The sequence below is a fragment of the Stenotrophomonas sp. INTA L402-1 genome (assembly GCF_059295135.1).
The window spans coordinates 130,115-150,045 of sequence record NZ_JCAFWP010000002.1; the positions used below are offsets into that span (position 1 = coordinate 130,115).

18 protein-coding genes and 1 pseudogene are annotated in these 19,931 nt (G+C 65.6%); 10 read left to right on the top strand and 9 right to left on the bottom strand.

Annotated features, from left to right (window positions below):
• Positions 1–61: 61 nt before the first annotated feature.
• From AC5O77_RS03330 to prmB, 3 genes are read right to left on the bottom strand one after another with little or no spacing between them, the layout of a single operon-like run.
• A complete protein-coding gene (locus AC5O77_RS03330) occupies positions 62–1,099 on the bottom strand; it encodes a 2-hydroxyacid dehydrogenase (protein WP_478056996.1) in 1,038 nt (345 codons plus the stop codon).
• Positions 1,092–2,195: a chorismate synthase gene (gene aroC, locus AC5O77_RS03335; RefSeq protein ID WP_478056997.1), complete on the bottom strand. Its 1,104-nt coding sequence runs from the start codon at positions 2,193–2,195 to the stop codon at positions 1,092–1,094. The genes AC5O77_RS03330 and aroC overlap by 8 nt, the downstream gene beginning before the upstream one ends.
• Complete coding sequence (prmB, locus tag AC5O77_RS03340; protein WP_032128243.1) at positions 2,192–3,121, bottom strand: 50S ribosomal protein L3 N(5)-glutamine methyltransferase; 930 nt, start codon at positions 3,119–3,121, stop codon at positions 2,192–2,194. The genes aroC and prmB overlap by 4 nt, the downstream gene beginning before the upstream one ends.
• A gap of 122 nt (positions 3,122–3,243) precedes the next feature.
• Here prmB and AC5O77_RS03345 point away from each other — a divergent pair, with 122 nt between their 5' ends.
• A complete protein-coding gene (locus AC5O77_RS03345; protein WP_006381470.1) occupies positions 3,244–3,894 on the top strand; it encodes an SCO family protein in 651 nt (216 codons plus the stop codon).
• Entirely contained in the window at positions 3,891–4,733 is an 843-nt protein-coding gene (gene asd, locus AC5O77_RS03350) for an archaetidylserine decarboxylase (protein WP_478056998.1), read from the top strand. Before AC5O77_RS03345 ends, asd begins: the two co-directional genes overlap by 4 nt.
• Positions 4,734–4,824: 91 nt before the next feature.
• Here the strand turns inward: asd and AC5O77_RS03355 are convergent, their stop codons facing one another.
• Positions 4,825–5,172: a ribonuclease E inhibitor RraB gene (locus AC5O77_RS03355; protein ID WP_032128242.1), complete on the bottom strand. Its 348-nt coding sequence runs from the start codon at positions 5,170–5,172 to the stop codon at positions 4,825–4,827.
• A 24-nt stretch (positions 5,173–5,196) separates the two neighbouring features.
• A complete protein-coding gene (locus AC5O77_RS03360; RefSeq protein WP_071228772.1) occupies positions 5,197–6,801 on the bottom strand; it encodes a transglycosylase SLT domain-containing protein in 1,605 nt (534 codons plus the stop codon).
• Between the two features lie 122 nt (positions 6,802–6,923).
• On the opposite strand from AC5O77_RS03360, the gene AC5O77_RS03365 reads away from it, so the two are divergent.
• Both AC5O77_RS03365 and greB read left to right on the top strand, forming a co-directional pair.
• On the top strand, positions 6,924–8,429 hold the full coding sequence (locus AC5O77_RS03365) for a helicase HerA-like domain-containing protein (protein WP_478056999.1): 1,506 nt from the start codon (positions 6,924–6,926) through the stop codon (positions 8,427–8,429).
• 78 nt (positions 8,430–8,507) lie between these two features.
• Positions 8,508–9,014: a transcription elongation factor GreB gene (gene greB / locus AC5O77_RS03370; protein WP_049398718.1), complete on the top strand. Its 507-nt coding sequence runs from the start codon at positions 8,508–8,510 to the stop codon at positions 9,012–9,014.
• 158 nt (positions 9,015–9,172) lie between these two features.
• Here the strand turns inward: greB and AC5O77_RS03375 are convergent, their stop codons facing one another.
• Together AC5O77_RS03375 and rimO are read right to left on the bottom strand one after the other, a co-directional pair.
• Complete coding sequence (locus AC5O77_RS03375; RefSeq protein WP_478057000.1) at positions 9,173–10,009, bottom strand: DUF3025 domain-containing protein; 837 nt, start codon at positions 10,007–10,009, stop codon at positions 9,173–9,175.
• Positions 10,006–11,367 (bottom strand): 30S ribosomal protein S12 methylthiotransferase RimO, encoded by a 1,362-nt coding sequence (gene rimO, locus AC5O77_RS03380; protein WP_478057001.1) that lies wholly within the window; start codon positions 11,365–11,367, stop codon positions 10,006–10,008. Before rimO ends, AC5O77_RS03375 begins: the two co-directional genes overlap by 4 nt.
• A gap of 203 nt (positions 11,368–11,570) precedes the next feature.
• Here rimO and AC5O77_RS03385 point away from each other — a divergent pair, with 203 nt between their 5' ends.
• The 3 genes from AC5O77_RS03385 to AC5O77_RS03395 are packed head-to-tail and all read left to right on the top strand — an operon-like array spanning position 11,571 to position 12,844.
• Positions 11,571–12,242: a dienelactone hydrolase family protein gene (locus AC5O77_RS03385; RefSeq protein ID WP_478057002.1), complete on the top strand. Its 672-nt coding sequence runs from the start codon at positions 11,571–11,573 to the stop codon at positions 12,240–12,242.
• Positions 12,239–12,661 (top strand): HIT domain-containing protein, encoded by a 423-nt coding sequence (locus AC5O77_RS03390; protein WP_049398714.1) that lies wholly within the window; start codon positions 12,239–12,241, stop codon positions 12,659–12,661. Before AC5O77_RS03385 ends, AC5O77_RS03390 begins: the two co-directional genes overlap by 4 nt.
• 15 nt (positions 12,662–12,676) lie before the next feature.
• Positions 12,677–12,844 (top strand): LiaI-LiaF-like domain-containing protein, encoded by a 168-nt coding sequence (locus AC5O77_RS03395; RefSeq protein ID WP_005418011.1) that lies wholly within the window; start codon positions 12,677–12,679, stop codon positions 12,842–12,844.
• Positions 12,845–12,940: 96 nt separating this feature from the next.
• Here the strand turns inward: AC5O77_RS03395 and dcd are convergent, their stop codons facing one another.
• Together dcd and apbC are read right to left on the bottom strand one after the other, a co-directional pair.
• Positions 12,941–13,513, bottom strand: a complete 573-nt coding sequence (gene dcd, locus AC5O77_RS03400; protein ID WP_010483020.1) for a dCTP deaminase — start codon at positions 13,511–13,513, stop codon at positions 12,941–12,943.
• Between the two features lie 77 nt (positions 13,514–13,590).
• On the bottom strand, positions 13,591–14,445 hold the full coding sequence (gene apbC / locus AC5O77_RS03405; protein WP_478057003.1) for an iron-sulfur cluster carrier protein ApbC: 855 nt from the start codon (positions 14,443–14,445) through the stop codon (positions 13,591–13,593).
• A gap of 214 nt (positions 14,446–14,659) precedes the next feature.
• Between apbC and AC5O77_RS03410 the strand changes: the two genes are divergently transcribed.
• The 3 genes and pseudogenes from AC5O77_RS03410 to AC5O77_RS03420 form a co-directional block, all read left to right on the top strand.
• A complete protein-coding gene (locus AC5O77_RS03410; RefSeq protein ID WP_494506478.1) occupies positions 14,660–17,449 on the top strand; it encodes a TonB-dependent receptor plug domain-containing protein in 2,790 nt (929 codons plus the stop codon).
• A gap of 21 nt (positions 17,450–17,470) precedes the next feature.
• On the top strand, positions 17,471–18,310 hold the full coding sequence (locus AC5O77_RS03415; protein WP_478057005.1) for a TonB-dependent receptor domain-containing protein: 840 nt from the start codon (positions 17,471–17,473) through the stop codon (positions 18,308–18,310).
• Positions 18,311–18,723: 413 nt separating this feature from the next.
• Positions 18,724–19,927 (top strand): annotated as a pseudogene (locus AC5O77_RS03420) (TonB-dependent receptor plug domain-containing protein); the annotation flags it as partial.
• Positions 19,928–19,931: the final 4 nt, after the last annotated feature.

Genomic DNA, 19,931 nt, shown 5'->3' on the forward strand with positions numbered 1-19,931 from the left:
GAAAAACACGCACGACAGCTGGGTTCGGGGAACCTCCTCAAGCGGGGCGCGCGGAGGTTCCCTATCGTTTCCCGGTTTTTTTGCCCAGAGTCACGCGCGCCGCCATCGCCGCGTCAGCGTTGATCGCGCTCGGCATGCGCGACGGGCCGCCGTCCAGGCCGAGCCCGGCAACCAGATTATCCACGGCCAGCTGTACCATCGCCGTGCGCGTGGCCAGCGAGGCGCTGCCGATGTGCGGAGTGAGCACGACGTTGCGCAGCGCCAGCAGTTCGGGGCGTACCTTTGGCTCGCCTTCGTACACATCCAGGCCGGCGGCAGCCAATCGGCCGCTGGCCAGTGCATCGGCCAGCGCGATCTCATCGACCAGGCCACCACGGGCGATGTTCACCAACGTCGCCGACGGCTTCATCTTCGCCAGCGCGGCGGCATCGATCAGGTGGTGCGAGGCCGGGGTATACGGCAGCACCAGCAGCAGGTGATCGGACTGCGCCAGCAGGGTGTCCAGGTCCACATAACGGGCCCCCACCTCCGCTTCGGTCGCGGCCGGAAGCTGCGAACGGTTGTGGTACAGCACCTTCATGCCGAAACCATGCGCGCCGCGGCGGGCGATGCCCTGGCCGATGCGGCCCATGCCGAGGATACCCAGCGTGCTGCCGTGGATGTCGGCACCGAGCATGGTCTGGAACGACCACTGCTGCCACTGGCCTTCGCGCAGCCAGCGCTCGGATTCAGTGATGCGGCGCGCGGTGGCCATCAACAGAGCGAAACCGAGATCGGCGGTGGTTTCAGTCAGGACGTCCGGCGTATTGCTGGCGAGGATGCCGGCCGCGCTGAGCGCGTCGACGTCCAGGTTGTTGTAGCCCACCCCGACATTGGCGATCACCTGCAGCTGTGCGGCGCCGGCCACCTGGGCCGCACCGATGCGCTCGTTGAGGGTGATGATGGCGCCGTCGGCGCTGGCCAGCTGTTCGGCGATCTGGTCGGGCGACCACGCGGTGACGGTGTCGGTGCTGCGCAGCTGCACGCGATCGCGCAGCGGCGCGATGGCCGCGTCGATCAGCGGCTGGCTCACCCACACGGTCGGCCGCGTGTCAGCCATCGATCTGCCCGGGAATACGCGGGGTGATCGTGCCGACATCGCCGCACTGCGCGCGATGACGCAACGCCTGGTCCATCAGCACCATCGCCACCATCGCCTCGGCGATCGGGGTGGCGCGGATACCGACGCAGGGATCGTGGCGACCGGTGGTGACGACCTCCACCACGTTGCCGGCCGTGTCCAGCGACGGGCCGGGCAGGCGCAGGCTGGAGGTCGGCTTCAACGCGATCGACGCGACCACCGGCTGGCCGGTGGAAATGCCACCGAGGATGCCGCCGGCATGGTTGCTGGCGAAGCCCTGCGGAGTCAGCAGGTCGCGGTGTTCGGTGCCTTTCTGTGCGGCGCTGGCGAAACCGTCGCCGATCTCAACGCCCTTCACCGCGTTGATGCTCATCAGCGCGGCAGCCAGTTCGCCATCAAGCTTGCCGTAGATCGGCTCGCCCCAGCCTGGCGGCACGTTGTCGGCCACCACGTCCACGCGCGCACCGACCGAATCACCGGACTTGCGCAGCGCATCCATGTACGCCTCCAGTTCCGGCACCTGTGCGGCGTGCGGCCAGAAGAAGGGATTGTCTTCCACCGCCGACCAGTCGAAACCGGCCGGGGTGATGTCGCCCAGCTGCGACAGGTAGCCGCGCACGATCACGCCGAAGCGCTCGGCCAGCCATTTCTTGGCGACCACGCCGGCGGCCACGCGCATGGTGGTCTCGCGCGCGGAAGAACGGCCGCCACCGCGCGGGTCGCGGATGCCGTACTTGTGCCAGTAGCTGTAGTCGGCATGGCCCGGCCGGAACTGCTGGCCGATGTTGGCGTAGTCCTTGCTGCGCTGGTCGGTGTTGCGGATCAGCAGGGCGATCGGCGTGCCGGTGGTCAGGCCCTCGTACACGCCGGACAGGATCTCGACCTCGTCCGCCTCGCGGCGCGCTGAGGTGTGCCGGCTCTTGCCGGTAGCGCGACGCTGCAGGTCGTGAGCGAATTCGGCCGCGTCCAGCGCCAGCCCCGGAGGGCAGCCATCGATCACGCAGCCGATGGCCGGCCCGTGCGACTCGCCGAATGTGGTGACGGTGAACAGCTTGCCGAACGAATTGGAGCTCACGGGCGCTGCGCCGCCAGCTCGGTGATGCGCGCGCTGTGGGCGATCAGCTCGCGGCATTCGACCGCGAAGATGCCCATCTGGCCGACCTTGAATTCGATCCAGGCGAAGTCGACTTCCGGCAGCAGCTTGATCAGGTGCTGCTCGGACTCGCCCACTTCACAGATCAGCAGACCGTCTTCGCTCAGGTGCAGCGGGGCATCGCGCAGGATCTTCAGCACCAGGTCCAGGCCGTCGTCGCCGGCACGCAGGCCCATCTCCGGCTCGTAGGAGTATTCCTGCGGCAGGGCATCGGTCTCGTCGTTGGTGACGTACGGGGGGTTGGTGACGATCAGGTCGTAGTGGCGACCGGTCAGGCCGTTGAACAGGTCCGACTTGAGCAGGGTCACGTTGTGCGCCTGCAGGCGTTCCTTGTTTTCCTCGGCCAGCGACAGCGCGTCGTCGCTCAGGTCGACACCGTCCACTTCCCAGTTCGGGTAATAGTGGCCCATGGCGATGGCGATGCAGCCCGAACCGGTGCACAGGTCCAGCGCACGGCTGACATCGCGGCCGGCCAACCACGGCTCGAAGCCGCACTCGATCAGTTCAGCGATCGGCGAGCGCGGCACCAGGGCGCGCTTGTCGCTCTTGAAGCTCAGACCGGCGAACCAGGCCTCACCGGTCAGGTAGGCGGCCGGGATGCGTTCGTCGATGCGACGCTGGAACAGTTCCAGCACACGCACCTTCTCTTCCTGCAGCAGACGCGCCTGGCCGTAGGCCGGGCCCAGATCGTGCGGCAGGTGCAGGCTGTGCAGCACCAGCTGGGTGGCCTCATCCAGCGCGTTGTCGTAGCTATGCCCGAAGGTCAGTCCGGCTTCGTTGAAACGGCTGGTGCCGTAGCGGATCAGATCGATGATCGTGTGGAGTTCGGCGGCCGTTTCAGCGGTCATGGCGGTACTGCGGGCAAAGTGGCCCCCGATTATAGGGGCTGGCGCCCGTGGCGGCATCCGTTGCGGCGGAAACGATCGGGCCACAGCCGGTATGATGGAGCCCACTTCGCGCGGGGGCTCCCATGTTCAATCGCAACGCCGGCATCATTCTGCTGATCGCCCTGGCGGCGGGTCTCGGCCTGCTGGCCGCCCAGCAGGTGTTCGCGCCGAAGCCGCCGGCCAATGCCCCGGCCACCGAAGCGATCACGCTGTACCCGCAGCCGCGCGAACTGCCCGACTTCAATCTGGCCCAGTCCGACGGCACCCGCCTGATCCCGGGCGAACTGAAGGGCCACTGGACCCTGGTGTTCCTGGGCTTCACCTTCTGCCCGGACGTCTGCCCGACCACCCTGGCCGAGCTGGCCGGCGCACAGAACCAGTGGGAGGCCCTGCCCGACAGCCTGCGCCCGCGCGTGCTGTTCATCTCGGTCGACCCCGACCGTGACAGCGCCACCCGCCTCGGCGAGTACGTGCACGGTTTCCACAAGGACACCCTGGCCGCCACCGCCGATGTCCCCTCGCTGGAACGTTTTGCCACCTCGCTGGGCTTCGTGTTCCAGAAGGTGCCGGGCAAGCACTTCGACGAGAATCCCGAGGATTACACCGTCGAGCATTCGGCGAGCCTGGCCGTGCTCGACCCGCAGGGCCGCCTTGCCGGCCTGGTGCGCCCCCCGTTCAACGCGCCGGCCATTGCCCGCGACCTGCAGAAGCTGACCGAGAAAACCGCCCCATGAGCCTCACCACCGCCCTGACGTACGCCCTGCCCCACCGCCTGCTGTCCTCGATGGCGCGTTCGCTGGCGTACTCGGACGATCCGCGCGTCTCGCGCTGGCTGATCGACACGGTCACCCGCAAGTTCAACGTCAATCTGGACGAAGCGGCCAACCCGGACCCGCGCAGCTATGCCACCTTCAACCAGTTCTTCACCCGTGCGCTGAAGCCGGGCGCGCGCGTGGCCGATGCCGATCCGCGCACCCTGGTGATGCCGGCCGATGGCCGCATCAGCCAGCTCGGCAGGATCGAGGCCGGCCGCATCTTCCAGGCCAAGGGCCAGTCGTTCACCGCCGCCGAACTGCTGGGCAGTGACGAGGACGCCAAGCCGTACAACGACGGCCTGTACGCCACCGTGTACCTGTCGCCGCGCGACTACCACCGCGTGCACATGCCGTGGACCGGCACCCTGCGCGAAACCGTGCACGTGCCTGGCCGTCTGTTCAGCGTCGGCCCGGCCGCCGTCAACGGCGTGCCGCGCCTGTTCGCGCGCAACGAACGCCTGGCCTGCCATTTCGACACCAGCTTCGGCCCGATGGTCAGCGTGATGGTCGGTGCGCTGCTGGTGTCCGGCGTGGAAACCGTGTGGAGCGGCGAAGAAATTCCGGCCTACGGTGACCGCATCACCCGCAAGGACTACCGCGGCCAGGGCATCCAGCTGGAGCGCTTCGCCGAGATGGCGCGCTTCAACTACGGCTCGACCGTGATCGTGCTGCTGCCGCCGGGCGTGGCCGAGTTCGCCCCGCAGCTGGGCGCCGAAAGCCCGGTGCAGCTGGGCCAGGCGCTGGCGAAGCTGCGCTGAGGCTTCGGTAGTGCCGGCCGCTGGCCGGCATCTCCGTTGATCCAACGCGACGAGCATTGCCGGCCAGCGGCCGGCACTACCGGTATGCGCGTTACTGCAGGGCCGGAGCCGGGCCGACGTCCATGCCGTCGTAGTCTTCCACGCCCTTTTCCGCGGCCAGCGCAGCGAATTCCTGGTTGCGGCGATCCAGCGAGGCTTCGTCGTGGATCTCCACACGCTCCACGTGCAGCACGTGGAACGGCGCGTCGCCCTCTTCCGGCTCCTGCTCGAACAGTTCCACGAAGGTGTAGCCCTGCGCCTGCAGGTGCTCTGCCAGTGCCTGCAACGGCTCAGCCGTGGAGTGCACGAAGAAGTACCCCCACAGCAACGGGCCGTTGATGTCCCAGTCGGTGTTTTCGCGGAGGTTGGCGAACAGGTTGCGGGTGTCTTCGAGATCCATGTGGGTTCCAGAGGTCGTGGGGGATTACTTGTCGCAGCCCTGCAGCTTCAGCGTCTGGCCGTGGCGCAGGCTGTAGGCCGGGGCCTTCAGGCCGTTGGCGCGGGCCAGGGTCGGCACGTCGCACTGGAACTTCGCGGCAATGGCGCCCAGGGTCTCACCCCGGCCCACCTTGTGGCTGCGCACCGGCTTCGGCCGTGCCGCCGGGCGCGGCGTGGCTACCGGAGCGACCGGTGTGGTCGGCACGCTGGTGGAGGCCGCGGCGTCGGCCACCGGCACCACGCCGCCCACGGCCACGCTGCCGGTGTAGCTGGCCGCGGTCGGGCGCTTGATCGCCGCGTTCAGATCGGCGGTGATCAGGGTGCGGGCGAGGTCGGCACGCGGGCCACTGACGCAGTTGCGCTGGTACAGGCCGGCAATGCGGGTGGTGGCGTTGATCAGCGTGCCGGCCGGAATCCAGCCATCGGCCTCATAGCGCGGGTTGAGATTGCGCAGCGCGCGCATGTAGCCATCACGGGTGCCGTGGCTGCCCAGGCAGATGGTCAGTTCGTAGATGGTGGTGGACTTGGCCAGGCGCAGCGTGGCCGGCTGCGCACTGATCTTCGGCAGCTCCACGCCGTACTGCTGCGGGTGCAGGAAGATCCAGGCCGCGGCGATCACCATCGGCACGTAGTCCTTGGTTTCACCGGGGAACTGGTTGTAGACGCTGTCGGTCCAGAAACTCTGGCCACCGCTCTGCTTGAACACGCGCGCGGCGCGGCCTTCGCCACCGTTGTAGGCGGCCACCGACATTTCCACGTTGTTGTTCAGTTCGCGCAGGCGCTCGTTGAGATAACTGGCGCTGGCCTCGGCGGCACTGCGTGCGTCAAAGCGCGTGTCGAAGCCGGTGCCGTCCGGGCCCAGGCCGAAGCGGCGGCCGGTGGCCGGCATGAACTGCATCAGCCCGGCGGCGCCGGCACGCGAGGAGGCATGCACACGGCCGTTGGACTCCTTGGCCATGATGCCGAACAGCAGCGCCTCCGGCAGACCACGCTTTTCCCACTCCGGCCACATCACCGCGCGCAGGTTCTGGTAGTTCTCGTAGCTGGTCAGCAGCGCCGGGCGCATGTCGGTCAACCAGCGGCGGATGCCGGCCTGCACGGCGGGGTTGTACTCGACCATGGTGTCGAAGGCATGTCGCTTGTCGTTGAGCAGCGCTGCAGCGCGCGCGGCCTCCGGCACGTCGGCGGTAAGCGGGCCGATATGGTCGGGGTCGGCTTCCAGGCGGTCACCGCCCTCATCGGCCACGTCATCGCTGGCAGCGGCATCAGCATCATGCTTGAGCAGGCGCTTGTAGCTGGCCAGCAGGGTGCCCATCTGGCAGCCCTTCTGCTTCACGCAGTCGTTGAGGACATCTTCCATGTCCTCCAGCGCGGCGTCCGCCTCGTTGCTGCCCTTGGGGTCGGCATTGGCGACCAGCAGCAGCGCATCGCTGTAGCGCTTCTCGGCGGCGGTCATGCGCTGCTGCAGCGCATCCACCTTCACCTTGTCCCGGGCCGAAACCCGCTGCGCATGGGCGTCGGGCGCCAGGGAAACCAGGCCGGCCAGGGCCAGCAGCGGCCAACCGCGGGAAATCAGGACAGGAACGGGCATTGATGGCACTGTGTGCGAAACAGGCAGGCAGAGTAGCGGCGCCGCCAAGGTCCGGGCAAGCCGACCTTCGGCCCGTCACCGCCGGCGGTTAACATTGGGCTATTCATCACAAGGGCTGGACCATGGATCCGATTCTGCTCGGCAAAGGCATCACCGACGATATTGCCGTCACCCTGCTGCCGAAACTCGGCAACCGCCACGGCCTGGTGGCCGGCGCCACCGGTACCGGCAAGACCGTGACCTTGATGACCCTGGCCGAGGGCTTCTCGCGGCTGGGCGTGCCGGTGTTCCTGGCCGATGTGAAGGGCGATGTGTCCGGCCTGGCCGTGCCCGGCACCGGTGCCGAGAACCTGCTCAAGCGCGCCGCCGAGATCGGCGTGGCCGACTACGCGCCGGCCGCCAGCCCGACCATTTTCTGGGACCTGTACGGCAAGCTCGGGCACCCGGTGCGCACTACGGTCAGCGAAATGGGCCCGACCCTGCTGGCACGCATCCTCGAATTGAACGACACCCAGTCCGGCGTGCTCGACATCGTGTTCAAGCTGGCCGACGACCGCGGCCTGCTGCTGCTGGACATGGACGACCTGCGCGCCCTGCTCGGCCTGGTTGCCGAGGAACGCAAGGACATCTCCACCGAGTACGGTCTGGTCAGCGCGCAGTCGATCGCTGCGATCCAGCGCTCGGTGTTGCGCCTGGCACAGGATGGCGGCGAGAACTTCTTCGGCGAACCGGCCTTGGAACTGGCCGACATCATGCGGGTCAATCACGACGGCCGCGGCGTGATCGGCATCCTCGCCGCCGACCAGCTGGTGCTCAAGCCGAAGCTGTATTCCACCTTCCTGCTGTGGCTGCTGTCGGAGCTGTTCGAGCAGCTGCCGGAGGTGGGCGACCTGGACAAGCCGAAGCTGGTCTTCATCTTCGACGAGGCCCACCTGCTGTTCGACGACGCACCGGCCTCGCTGGTGCAGCGCATCGAGCAGGTGGTGCGCCTGATCCGCTCCAAGGGCGTGGGCGTGTATTTCTGCTCGCAGTTCCCCGACGACGTACCGGGCAACATCCTCGGCCAGCTCGGCAACCGCGTGCAGCACGCACTGCGTGCGTTCACACCGCGCGACCAGAAGGCGGTGAAGACCGCTGCCGAGACCTTCGTGCCGAATCCGAAGCTGGACGTGGCCAAGGTGCTCAGTCAGCTCGGCACCGGCGAAGCACTGGTCTCCACGCTGCAGGACAAGGGCGTGCCGATGCCGGTGCAGCAGACGATGATCGCACCGCCGCGCTGCCGGATGGGGCCGATCACCGAGGCCGAGCGCGCCCAGGTGCGTGCCGGCAGCCCGGTCGGCAGCCGCTACGACACCGCGATCAACCGCGAATCGGCCGCCGAGCTGCTGGCCCAGCGTGCGCAGAAAACAGTCGAGCAGGCGCAGGCTCCCGCCGCCCGCAGCCGCGAGCAGGACGAAGCGCAGGAAGGCGGTTTCGGCCAGGCGATCAAGGATGCGATCTTCGGCACCAAGCGCCGCCAGGGCATGATCGAGACCATGGCCAAGCAGACCACGCGTACCGTTGGCACCAAGCTGGGCAACCAGATCGTGCGCGGCCTGCTGGGCGGCATCTTCGGCGGCAAACGCTGACCTGCCCTCCCGGGGTCGGAGGCCTTTCCTGTGGAAAGGACCCGGCCCCATCGTTCCCCTGAAAAGAAGTTGCACCACATGTCGCGTTGGCGTCCCCCTGCAGAAAAGAGTACCGCCCTGATCACCGCCTCCGGCCACGCCCGGTTGAAGGCCGAACTGGATGAGCTGTGGCGTGTGCGCCGCCCGGAGGTGGTGAAGGCGCTGGCCGCCGCTGCCGCGGAAGGCGACCGCTCCGAGAACGCCGAGTACACCTACCGCAAGAAGCAGCTGGGTGAAATCGACCGCCGCGTGCGCTACCTGACCAAGCGGCTGGAATCGCTGCGCGTGGTCGACACCACGCCGACCGATCCGCAGGCGGTGTTCTTTGGTGCGTGGGTGGAACTGGAGAACGTGGACAGTGGCGGCACCAGCCGCTATCGCATTGTCGGCCCGGATGAGACCGACGCAGGCCTGGGTTGGATCAGCATCGATTCGCCGCTGGCACGTGCACTGCTGAAGAAGCGGCTGGATGATGAATTCTCGGTGGAGCTGCCCGGCGGCCAGTTCACCTTTGCGGTAATCGGGGTGGAATACGAGCCGTTGTAGAGTCGACTGTCAGTCGACTACCGCGCGAAGCGCGGCACAAACCTCCGCAGCCGGACGGCAAACGCACCGCGATCCTCAATCGCGGTTGATGACTTGCCGAAGCCATCTGTCAGGCATTCACGGCCTCGGAACGAAGAGCAGTCGACTGACAGTCGACTCTACATAGCCCCGTGCAACGGCGGCGGATACTGGCGGCCGGCACGCAACGGGCGGAAGTACTCGGCATCTGCATAGAAGTCGGCGTCCTGTCTCTCGTGCCAGCCCGGAACTCCAGCCAACGGCAGCGGACGCAACTGCAGGGGATCGGTCACTGCCCTGCCTTCGGCAATGGCCGCGGTCACCGCGTCAACACAGGTGTCATCGGCTTTGCCGTGCACCACCACGCACTTGCCCACCAGCCGGCGGCCCGGCAGCAGCGCCTGCTCCATCAGCGCGTGCCCGAATACCGCAGCGATGGCGATGTCACCGCTCAGCCAGTGTCTCGATTCGAACAGCGCAGACCAGTCGTGCACATCCCAGGCAGCCAGCAGCCTGGGATCGCGCACACGCACGATCACGCCGGTTTCGTCGAACTGGGTCAGTGCCGCCTGCGCGCGGTTGCGCTGACCCGGCGGCATCGCCTCGATATGCCGGCACTGCTGCGCATTGAGCGCCTGCTTGAGCTGCGGGTAGTGGGCCCACACCAGTGCGTTGAACAGGTCATGCCAGTTGTCGGCGCGGGTGGCGATGCGGCCCTGTGCGATGCGGGCTTCGTAGTGCAGGCCGTCGGCCAGCAGCTTGGCATCCTGCTCGACCAGCTGCTTGCCCGGTAGCGCGAGGCGTGCCTCGAGCGCTGCAATGGACGGCCACTCCGGGCCTTCCAACAGATCACGAACGTCGCGCAATCCGGCAAACACCGGGTGCCCGAACACCTGTGGATCGACCGCCGCACGCGGCGGCGGCACGAAACGGCGGACGCCGCTGCCGTCACCGGCGGCGGTCGTCGCCGCGGTCACAGCATCTTGAGATCGAATGCCGGGCGGGTGGCGGCCGGCAGCGCGTCACCGTACAGGTCGTGCTCGTCGCTCTCGGTGATGTCCACGTCGACAAACTCACCCACGCGCAACGGCACCTGGTCGGCATTCTGGATGTGCACCAGGCCATCGATCTCCGGGGCATCGGCCTTGGAACGGGCCACCGCGATATCGCCTTCGATGGCGTCGACCAGGCACTGCTGCACGGTGCCGATCTTGGCCTCCAGGCGCGCAGCGGAAATCTGCGCCTGCTTTTCCATGAAACGGGCCAGGCGCTCCTGCTTCACTTCCTCCGGAACCGCATCCGGCAGGTCGTTGGCGGTGGCACCCTCGACCGGCGAATAGGCGAACGCGCCGACGCGGTCCAGCTGCGCTTCGTCGAGGAACGACAGCAGCTCTTCAAATTCGGCCTCGGTCTCGCCGGGGAAGCCGACGATGAAGGTGGAACGCACGGTGATGTCCGGCGCGATACGGCGCCAGTTCTGCACGCGCTCCAGGGTCTTCTCGACCGCACCGGGGCGCTTCATCAGGCGCAGGATGCGCGGGCTGGCGTGCTGGAACGGGATGTCCAGGTACGGCAGGATGCGGTTCTCGGCCATCAGCGGTACCACCTCGTCCACGTGCGGGTACGGGTAGACGTAGTGCATGCGCACCCACGCATCCAGCTCGGACAGGCCTTCGCACAATGCCTTCAGACGGGTCTGGTAGGCCTTGTTGCGCCACATCTTCTCGGCGTACTTCACGTCCACGCCGTAGGCCGAGGTGTCCTGCGACACCACCAGCAATTCGCGCACGCCGCCACGCACCAGGCGTTCGGCCTCGCGCAGCACCTCATCGACCGGGCGCGAGACCAGCTTGCCGCGCATCGATGGAATGATGCAGAAGCTGCACTTGTGGTTGCAGCCCTCGGAAATCTTCAGGTAGGCATAGTGACGCGGGGTCAGCTTGATGCCGTAGTCGGGCACCAGGTCCACGAACGGGTCGTGCTTGGGCGGCAGCGCTTCGTGCACCGCTTCCATCACGCTCTGGTAGTCCTGCGGGCCGGACACCGCCAGCACGTTGGGGTACGCCTGGCGGATCTGCTCCGGGCGCTTGCCCAGGCAGCCGGTGACGATGACCTTGCCGTTCTGGTTCATCGCCTCGCCGATCGCGTCCAGCGACTCGGTCACCGCCGAATCGATGAAGCCGCAGGTATTGACCACCACCACGTCGGCCGAATCGTAGGACGGCACGATGTCGTAGCCTTCCGAGCGGAGCTGGGTAAGGATGCGTTCGGAATCGACAAGGGCCTTCGGGCAGCCAAGGCTGACGAAGCCGACTTTGGGGTTCAGCTGGGACATGGAATCGCGGGACTCTGGGGGCCTGGGCCCCTGCCGTCGTGGCAGGGGTTCCTGGGGGCCGGGGCCTGAAAGGGCGCCAGTATACCGGGGTTGGCGGCCGCGCTCTGAATGGCCAGCCGCCCGATCACGCACAGCCGCTGACACCGCGCTAACCCACGCAGCGCCGACAATGCGGTTCTGTTCCCCGCAACGAGATGGAAACGATGGCCGAGTGGATCACCCTGGATACGCATTACGGCCCGGTACGGGCCTGGCACGCCCTGCCGGAGGGCACCCCGCGTGGCGGGCTGGTGGTGGTGCAGGAAATTTTCGGCGCCAACCCGCACATCCGCGGCGTGGCCGAGCGCTTCGCGGCCGAAGGCTATGCGGTGCTGGCGCCGTCCTTTTTCGACCTGATTGAAGGCACAGAAGCCGATCCGGATGCCCTGCCCTATGACGCCGACGGCGTGAAGCAGGGCCTGGAACGGGTCAGCGCACTGGGCATGGAAAAGGCGCTGGAGGTGGTCCGTGCCGCGGCGACCCGGCTGGCCCCCTACGGCAAGGTCGGCACGGTGGGCTACTGCTGGGGCGGCACGGTGGCGATGCTGTCGGCCCTGCGCCTGGGCCTGCCATCGGTCAGCTACTACGGTGCGCGCAACGTCCAGTTCCTGGATGAGACACCCAAGGCCCCGGTGATCTTCCACTTCGGTGCCCAGGACAAGAGCATCCCGCCGGAGGCCGTGCAGGCCCATCGCGAGAAGCTGCCGCAGATGGCCACCTTCGTCTATCCGGCCGACCACGCCTTCAACCGCGAGGTCGGACATGCGTATGATCCAGACAGCGCCACCCTGGCGCTGCAACGCACCCTGGACTTCTTCTCGGAGCATCTTGGATGAGCGAATTCGAACTCGATTCACGCCTGGCCACCGATAGCGTGCTGGTGGCGGAAGGACCGTTGTCGCAAGTGCGGCTGATGAACGACGAACGATTCCCCTGGCTGGTGCTGGTACCGCGCCTGGCCGGGGTGACCGAGTGGATCGAGCTGGACGGCGAGCAGCAGGACAAGCTGCGCACCGAGCTCAACCGCGCCTGCAAGGCCCTGAAGGGCGCCGACGGGGTGGAGAAGATCAATATCGGTGCGCTGGGCAATATCGTGCGCCAGCTGCATTTCCATGTGATCGGCCGCCATGACGGCGACCCCGCGTGGCCGGGCCCGGTCTGGGGCAGCGGCCCCGCGCACCGCTACGAGCCGGGTGCGCTGGACCAGCATGTCGCCTACTGGAAGGAACGGCTAGGATATCCAGCCCAGTCCTGAGCGTTTGCCGACCCGATGCGATTCAACCTCGTTGCCGCCGTCCTGCTGATCCTGATCGGCCTGTTCATGCTCGCCAGCAACCTCGGCTGGACGCACCTGAACCTGTCCAAGCTGCTGTTGACCTGGTGGCCGGTGGCACTGGTGGGCGTGGGCATCGCGATGCTGTTCGGTCGCGGGAAATAAGCTGGCGCCGGGCCATGCCCGGCGAGCGCAGCGTGTGGCCGCACCCACGAAAACGCCGGGCATGCCCGGCGTTTTCGTCATTCGATGGCGCGCCGCTCAGGTCCGCGGCAGGGTCACGCCGGTCTGGCCCTGGTACTTGCCACCACGATCGCGGTACGACGTCTCGCAGATGTCATCGGCGGCCGCCTGGAAGAACAGCATCTGCGCCACGCCTTCATTGGCGTAGATGCGCGCTGGCAGCGGCGTGGTGTTGCTGAATTCCAGGGTGACGTGGCCTTCCCACTCCGGCTCCAGCGGGGTCACGTTGACGATGATGCCGCAGCGCGCGTAGGTGCTCTTGCCCAGGCACACCACCAGGGTGTCGCGCGGGATGCGGAAGTACTCCACGGTGCGCGCCAGCGCGAAGCTGTTCGGCGGGATGATGCATTCATCGCCGACGATATCCACGAAGCTGCCCGGATCGAAGTGCTTGGGATCGACGATGGTCGAGTTGATGTTGGTGAACACCTTGAACTCGCGCGAGCAGCGCACGTCGTAGCCGTAGCTGGAGGTGCCATAGCTGACGATGCGCTCGCCGTTGGCCTGCTTGACCTGCCCGGCCTCGAACGGCTCGATCATGCCGTGCTGCTCGGACATGCGGCGGATCCAACGGTCACTCTTGATGCTCATGCTTTGTCCTGGGGTACGAGGGGGCGCGAGGATTCTAGCAGGGGGCCGGGCGTCGCCGGCGGCCCCTGCCCTGGCACTTACAGCAGCGACGACAGGATCGGGATCGAGGCACGCGGACGCTTGCCAACCTCCTCGATCAGGCGCTGGGCGGCATGGCGGTAGGCCTGGGCCGGGACCGAATCCGGCTGGGCCACGGTGATCGGGGTACCGGTATCGCCCTGCTCGCGGATGCCGATCTGCAGCGGCAACGAACCCAGCAACGGCACGCCGTACTGCGCGGCCATGCGCTCGCCGCCGCCCTCGCCGAACAGGTGCTCGACATGCCCGCAGCTGCTGCAGGTATGCACCGCCATGTTCTCGACGATGCCGAGCACCGGCACCTCGACCTTCTCGAACATCTTCAGCGCCTTCTTCGCGTCCAGCGTGGCAATGTCCTGCGGGGTGGTGACGATCACCGCGCCGGCCAGCGGGATCTTCTGGGTCAGGGTCAGCTGGATGTCACCGGTGCCCGGCGGCAGGTCGATCAGCAGGTAGTCCAGGTCATCCCACAGGGTGTCATTGAACAGCTGGGTCATCGCCGAGGTGGCCATCGGTCCACGCCAGATCATCGGCGTGTCTTCTTCGATCAGGTAGCCGATCGACATGGTGTCCACGCCGAACGCACGCAGCGGCTCGATGCTCTTGTTGTCGGGGCTTTCCGGGCGACCGGACAGGCCCAGCATGGCCGGCACGCTCGGCCCGTAGATGTCCGCATCAAGCACGCCCACGCGTGCGCCGAGCTGCTGCAGGGCCACGGCCAGATTGACCGCAGTGGTCGACTTGCCGACGCCGCCCTTGCCCGAACCAACCGCGATCACGTTGCGGATGCGGGCATGCGGCGTAAGTCCCTTCTGGACCTGGCTTGCATGGGGACGGCGGGGAGAACTGTTCACAACGAGCACCGGCGGGGTCAGGGGGAATAACCGAGCATCATACAAGCTGGACGTAACCTGACTGAAATTCAGGATTGCTACAGATTCGTGCACAGATTGTTAAGTTCATGTTACGTTCGACCCGCACTGTTTTGGGCTGCGGAGCTGGCATTTCCAGCCCGCGCGATGGCGCATGCGCAGTGCCGTTTTTGTTTTTGCTCTCCAATGGAACTACATGAACTACGTAAGCAACACCGCACGTCGCAACACGCTCGCCGTCGCCCTGATTTCCGCTCTGATGGCCGCCGCCCCGGCAATGGCCCAGGACAAGGCGACCAACCTGGACAAGATCACCGTCACCGGTTCGCTGATCCCGCAGACCCAGGTTGAAACCCAGACCCCGGTGATGTCCATCACCGCCCAAGACATCCAGACCCGCGGCTTCAGCAGTGTTGCTGAAGTGCTGCAGCAGTCGTCGCTGACCACCGGCGGCCTGCAGGGTGGCCAGACCTCGGGTTCGTTCACCCAGGGCGCCGAAGCTGCCGGCATGTTCGGCCTGAACCCGGGCTACACCAAGTACCTGATCAACGGCCGCCCGATGCTCTCGTATCCGGCGCTGTACAACGGCAGCGAAACCTTCAACAACATCAGCGGCATTCCGATCGACATCGTCGAGCGCATCGAAGTGCTGCCGGGCGGCCAGTCCTCGCTGTACGGCTCGGACGCAATCGCCGGTGTGGTCAACATCATCCTGAAGGAGCGCATGGACGGCGGCACCATGACCCTCCGTGGCGGCACCTACACCGAAGGCGGTGGCAGCAACATCCGCTTCAGCGCCGCCAAGGGCATCAACGCCTTCGACGACCGCTTCCATGCACTGTTCAACGTGCAGATCGAGAACGGCAGCCCGATCTGGGGCTACCAGCGCGACATCACCCGCCAGAACAACCCGGTCGGCTACACCGCCCAGGTTCCGTCGAACGACTTCGCCGTCATCACCAACGCTGACAACAAGCTGCTGATGATGGACCCGAGCCGTTGCGCGAACGTCGCTGGACTGTATGACGGCACCACTGTGGTCGGCCAGCGCCCGTCGGGCGAGTCCTGCGGTTCGGTGTACAGCGCCGGCTACAAGACCCTGAAGAACGGCAAGAACAGCGGCCAGTTCTACTCGTCGATGACCTTCGACGTGAACGACAACTTCCAGCTGTTCGCCGATGTGCTGTACAGCAAGGAAAAGACCGAGTTCACCTCCGGCTCCAGCGCCCTGTGGTGGGGCACCAAGTCGAGCCTGGGCAGCTTCTACGACCAGGGCCTGGGCAAGGTCGTGAACCTGCAGCGCGCCTTCGCGCCGGAAGAAATCGGCCCGGGCCACTACAACAACATCATGAACTCCGACGAAAGCCGTGCCTACCAGGTCACCCTGGGCGGCAAGGGCATGGTCGGCGACTGGGACTACAGCGCCAGCTTCACCCGTGGTGAGTACCGCCTGGACCAGAACCGCTTCGTGCGCTGGAAGGACAAGATCGATGGCTTCTTCGTCGACAACGTGCTGGGCACCTCGCTGGGCACCACCGCTGATGGCTTCGACATCTACAACCCGGACTACGCGGCCTTCTACTCGCCGATCACCCCGGACCAGTTCGCCAGCTTCACCGGCTACGGCACCCACCGCAGCAAGACCTGGCAGAACCTGGGCCGCGTGCAGGTGACCAACGGCTCGCTGTTCAGCCTGCCGGGCGGTGACGCCGGCCTGGCCGTTGTGCTGGAAGGTGGCAGCGAAGGTTGGGACTACTCGCCGGACCAGGCGTTCGTCAAGGGCAACGTGTGGGGCACCACTGCCGTCGCCGGCGCCGGCCACCGCAGCAACTACGCGGTCACCAGCGAGCTGCGCATGCCGCTGCACGACAAGCTGACCGTCAGCGCGTCGGGCCGCTATGACGCCTTCAAGATCGCCGACAAGACCGTCGACAAGGCCACCTACAGCATCGGTCTGGAATTCCGTCCGATCGAAAGCCTGCTGCTGCGCGGCAAGTACGGTACCGCCTTCCGCGCGCCGACCCTGTCCGATGCCTTCCAGGGCATGAGCGGTTCGTACTCGTCCGGCCAGAACGACTACTACCGCTGCAGCCAGCTGGGCTACGGCCTGCGTGACGAGGCCTGCTCGTTCTACAAGAACACCTCGGTGTACAGCGAAAAGTCCGGCAACCCGGACCTGAAGCCGATCACCGCCGACGTCTGGAGCGCAGGCGTGGTGTGGGCCCCGGTCAGCAACTTCTCGCTGTCGGCCGACTACTACAACTGGAAGATCAAGAACGAGGTCAAGACCCTCAGCAGCGACCAGCTGCTGCTGGCCGAGTACCAGTGCCACAACGGCCTGCCGAACAACACCTCGGCCAGCTGCGGTGACGTGACCACCTGGGTATCCCGTGACAAGGGCGGCAATCTGGAGCGCGTGTACACGCCGAAGCTCAACGTTGCCAGCCAGAACCTGGAAGCGGTGACCGTGGCGGCCAAGTACCAGCAGGATATCGGCCGCTTCGGCTCGCTGATGTTCTCCGGCAACTACACCAACATGCTGAAGCGTGAAGTGCAGCCGATGCCGGGTGCCGCCAAGCTGGATCTGCTGAGCGATCCGTACAACATGTGGTACTACGACAACTTCGCCAAGGTCCGCGGCGATCTGTCGGTGGCCTGGAACATCGCCAAGTTCACCACCACCGTGTACGCCAACTACGTCGGCAGCACCCCGAACTACCTGGCCTACACCGGCCGCAGCTACGGCTACGTCCACTCCTCCGGCGCCAAGGCCGGCAAGTGGGGTTCGTACACCACGTACAACCTGAGCATGAACTACCAGGCACAGGAAGATCTGGTCCTGTCGCTGATGGTCAACAACGTGTTCAACAAGCTGCCGGAAGGCCAGCGCTACAACTACCCGGGCAACGAATCGACCCCGTTCAATGACGGCTTCTACAGCGTCTACGGCCGCCAGATCTCGGCCCAGGTCAAGTACAACTTCTGATCCCGTCGTTTTCCGGACTTCGTGTCTGGACCAAGCCCCGCTTCGGCGGGGCCTTTTTTTGCTTCGGGGACGCCGGAGACCTCCAAGGCCAAGACTCTGGGCCTGGTCTGGAGCCCGACCTTTGCCAACCTCAACGTCGCACTGGACTATTTCGATTACGACGTACGCGGCGAAATCACCCAGCTTGACGAATATGACATCGTCGCCGGCTGCTACGGCTCGGCGGTCTTCCCGAACGCGTTCTGCAGCCAGCTGGTCCGCAACAGCCCCACGGATCCAACGTCGCCGAACAACATCACCACGATCTACAACAAGTACATCAACATCAACCGCGAGCGCGCCCGCGGCTACGACCTGCAGATCAATTACGACAACGACTTCGCGTTCGGCAAGCTTTCCGCTGAAGCACAGGTGACCTATACCCTGGAGGACACCTATCAGTTGTTCGATTCGGCTGCTGAAAGTGGAATCAGCACCTCCGACCAGGTCGGCTACATCGGCCGTCCGAAGACCGTTGGCCTGGCCAGCGTCAGCCTGGAACGCGGCGATTGGACGTTCAACTGGCAGGGAACCTACGTCAGCAGCACGCAGAACAAGGACCTGAGCCCGAACTTCACCTATTCCGTGTACCAGAACGCCACCCGCGACATCAAGGCCAGCTGGCAGTTCCGCCACAGTGTCTCGGTGGGTTACGACATGGATGACTGGAACATCATGGTCGGCGTGCGCAACCTGTTCGACAAGGCTCCGGACCTGATCTCGGCCGGTGCCGGTGATCGCTACGGCAACGTGCCGATCTACGCCTCGCAGTACGACTGGTACGGCCGGACGTTCTTCGCGCGCGTGTCCTACAAGTTCTGATCCCGTAGTGAATCCACGGAAAGGGCGGCTTCGGCCGCCCTTTTTCGTTCGCGAATTCCCCGCGACCGGCCCCCCTCCTCCTCGTGGGAGCAGGACTCCACCTAGCCCCCCCCCATGCCGCGGCGTCCACCGTGCACCGCCCCAACGGACAAATTGCGCAAAGTGGCCGCTAACACCACATTCAGCATTGGCGCGTGGCAATTCAACAAAGAAGAAACAAATGAGACCAAGTGACTGTATTTGCTGCAATTATGTTCAAGTTCTGAGAACAAAATGAGACACCCCGTGATGAAATCATGCAATTCCCGTTAAGGTCGTGTTAGGTTCGATCAACGTCAGGATGACTGCTGAACACACGCATAACAAATGCACGGATAGCGAGCACTCTCTTTTCCTTAGGGGGATTCACCACGATGTCTCTGTACCGCTCACCCAGCCGTCACCCACTGACTGCCGCCCTGGTGGCAGGTCTGCTTGCAGCCGCCTCGATGCCCGCCATGGCGCAGGAAGCTGGCACCAACCCTGTGGACCTTGACAAGGTCACCGTGACCGGCTCGCGCATCGCGCGTACCGGCTTCGTGACCCCCTCGCCGGTCACGGCCATCACCGCCGAAGAAATCCGCACCACAGGTGCGTCGAACATCGGCGACCTGATGAACAAGATGCCGCAGCTGACCCCGAGCTACTCACTCGGCAACTCGACCCGCTTCATCGGCACTGCTGGCCTGGGTCTGATGGATCTGCGCGGCATGGGCCCGTCGCGCACCCTGGTGCTGGTCAATGGCCGCCGCCATGTCGGTGCCAGCCCGGGCTCCACCTCCGTTGACGTCAACACCATTCCGGTGGAGTGGATCGAGCGCGTGGAAGTGATCACCGGCGGTGCCTCGGCCGTGTACGGCGCCGACGCAGTTGCGGGTGTGGTCAACTTCATCATGAAGAAGTCATTCGATGGCTACGAGTTCCGTGGCCAGACCGGCAAGGCCGACGAGGGCAGCTTCGATCGCCGTTTTGCCAGTTTCTCGGCAGGCAAGCCGTTCGCTGACGGCCGCGGTAACGCGGCGATCGCAATGGAGTACAGCACCCAGGGCCGCTTTGGCCGTGGTGACCGCGAGATCGGCCGTCGTTATGAAGTCTCTGTGCCGAATCCCAACTTCGATCCGACGCGTCCGCCGAGCGAAAGCAATCCGCAGACCGTGCTGAGCCGTCCGGGTGGCAACCACTCCACGTCCTACGGCGGCACCATGGACCTCGGCCAGATCACCATCTCGCCGACTGGCACCCGCACCATTGCCTTCAATCCAGCCACCCGCTACCTGTTCAACAATGACGGCTCGTTCCGTCGCAATCGCTACGATGGCACCATCGTCAGCGCGAGCAGCTGCGTGGACTGCGACTTCACCGACCTCAATGCAGTGGCCGACCTGCAGCCGTCGTTTGATCGCTTCAGCTTCAATACGATCGTCAATTTCGATCTGAATGATGATCATCGCTTCTTCTTCGAAGGCAAGTACACCAAGACCGAGTCGGAGTTCTTCGGTCAGCCGGCCTTCGACACCGGCCTGCGCCTGCGTCGCGACAATGCCTACATTTCCAACGAGCTGGGCGCCATTCTCGATGCGCG

What these genes read in the sequence shown, in the direction of transcription:
- prmB (WP_032128243.1), bottom strand. Translation starts at nt 3,121, where the DNA reads ATGACCGCTGAAACGGCCGCCGAACTCCACACGATCATCGATCTGATC.
- dcd (WP_010483020.1), bottom strand. Translation starts at nt 13,513, where the DNA reads ATGAGCATCAAGAGTGACCGTTGGATCCGCCGCATGTCCGAGCAGCAC.
- greB (WP_049398718.1), top strand. Translation starts at nt 8,508, where the DNA reads ATGTCGCGTTGGCGTCCCCCTGCAGAAAAGAGTACCGCCCTGATCACC.
- AC5O77_RS03345 (WP_006381470.1), top strand. Translation starts at nt 3,244, where the DNA reads ATGTTCAATCGCAACGCCGGCATCATTCTGCTGATCGCCCTGGCGGCG.
- AC5O77_RS03365 (WP_478056999.1), top strand. Translation starts at nt 6,924, where the DNA reads ATGGATCCGATTCTGCTCGGCAAAGGCATCACCGACGATATTGCCGTC.
- rimO (WP_478057001.1), bottom strand. Translation starts at nt 11,367, where the DNA reads ATGTCCCAGCTGAACCCCAAAGTCGGCTTCGTCAGCCTTGGCTGCCCG.
- AC5O77_RS03410 (WP_494506478.1), top strand. Translation starts at nt 14,660, where the DNA reads ATGAACTACGTAAGCAACACCGCACGTCGCAACACGCTCGCCGTCGCC.
- AC5O77_RS03395 (WP_005418011.1), top strand. Translation starts at nt 12,677, where the DNA reads ATGCGATTCAACCTCGTTGCCGCCGTCCTGCTGATCCTGATCGGCCTG.
- asd (WP_478056998.1), top strand. Translation starts at nt 3,891, where the DNA reads ATGAGCCTCACCACCGCCCTGACGTACGCCCTGCCCCACCGCCTGCTG.
- AC5O77_RS03390 (WP_049398714.1), top strand. Translation starts at nt 12,239, where the DNA reads ATGAGCGAATTCGAACTCGATTCACGCCTGGCCACCGATAGCGTGCTG.
- AC5O77_RS03360 (WP_071228772.1), bottom strand. Translation starts at nt 6,801, where the DNA reads ATGCCCGTTCCTGTCCTGATTTCCCGCGGTTGGCCGCTGCTGGCCCTG.
- AC5O77_RS03330 (WP_478056996.1), bottom strand. Translation starts at nt 1,099, where the DNA reads ATGGCTGACACGCGGCCGACCGTGTGGGTGAGCCAGCCGCTGATCGAC.
- AC5O77_RS03355 (WP_032128242.1), bottom strand. Translation starts at nt 5,172, where the DNA reads ATGGATCTCGAAGACACCCGCAACCTGTTCGCCAACCTCCGCGAAAAC.
- AC5O77_RS03385 (WP_478057002.1), top strand. Translation starts at nt 11,571, where the DNA reads ATGGCCGAGTGGATCACCCTGGATACGCATTACGGCCCGGTACGGGCC.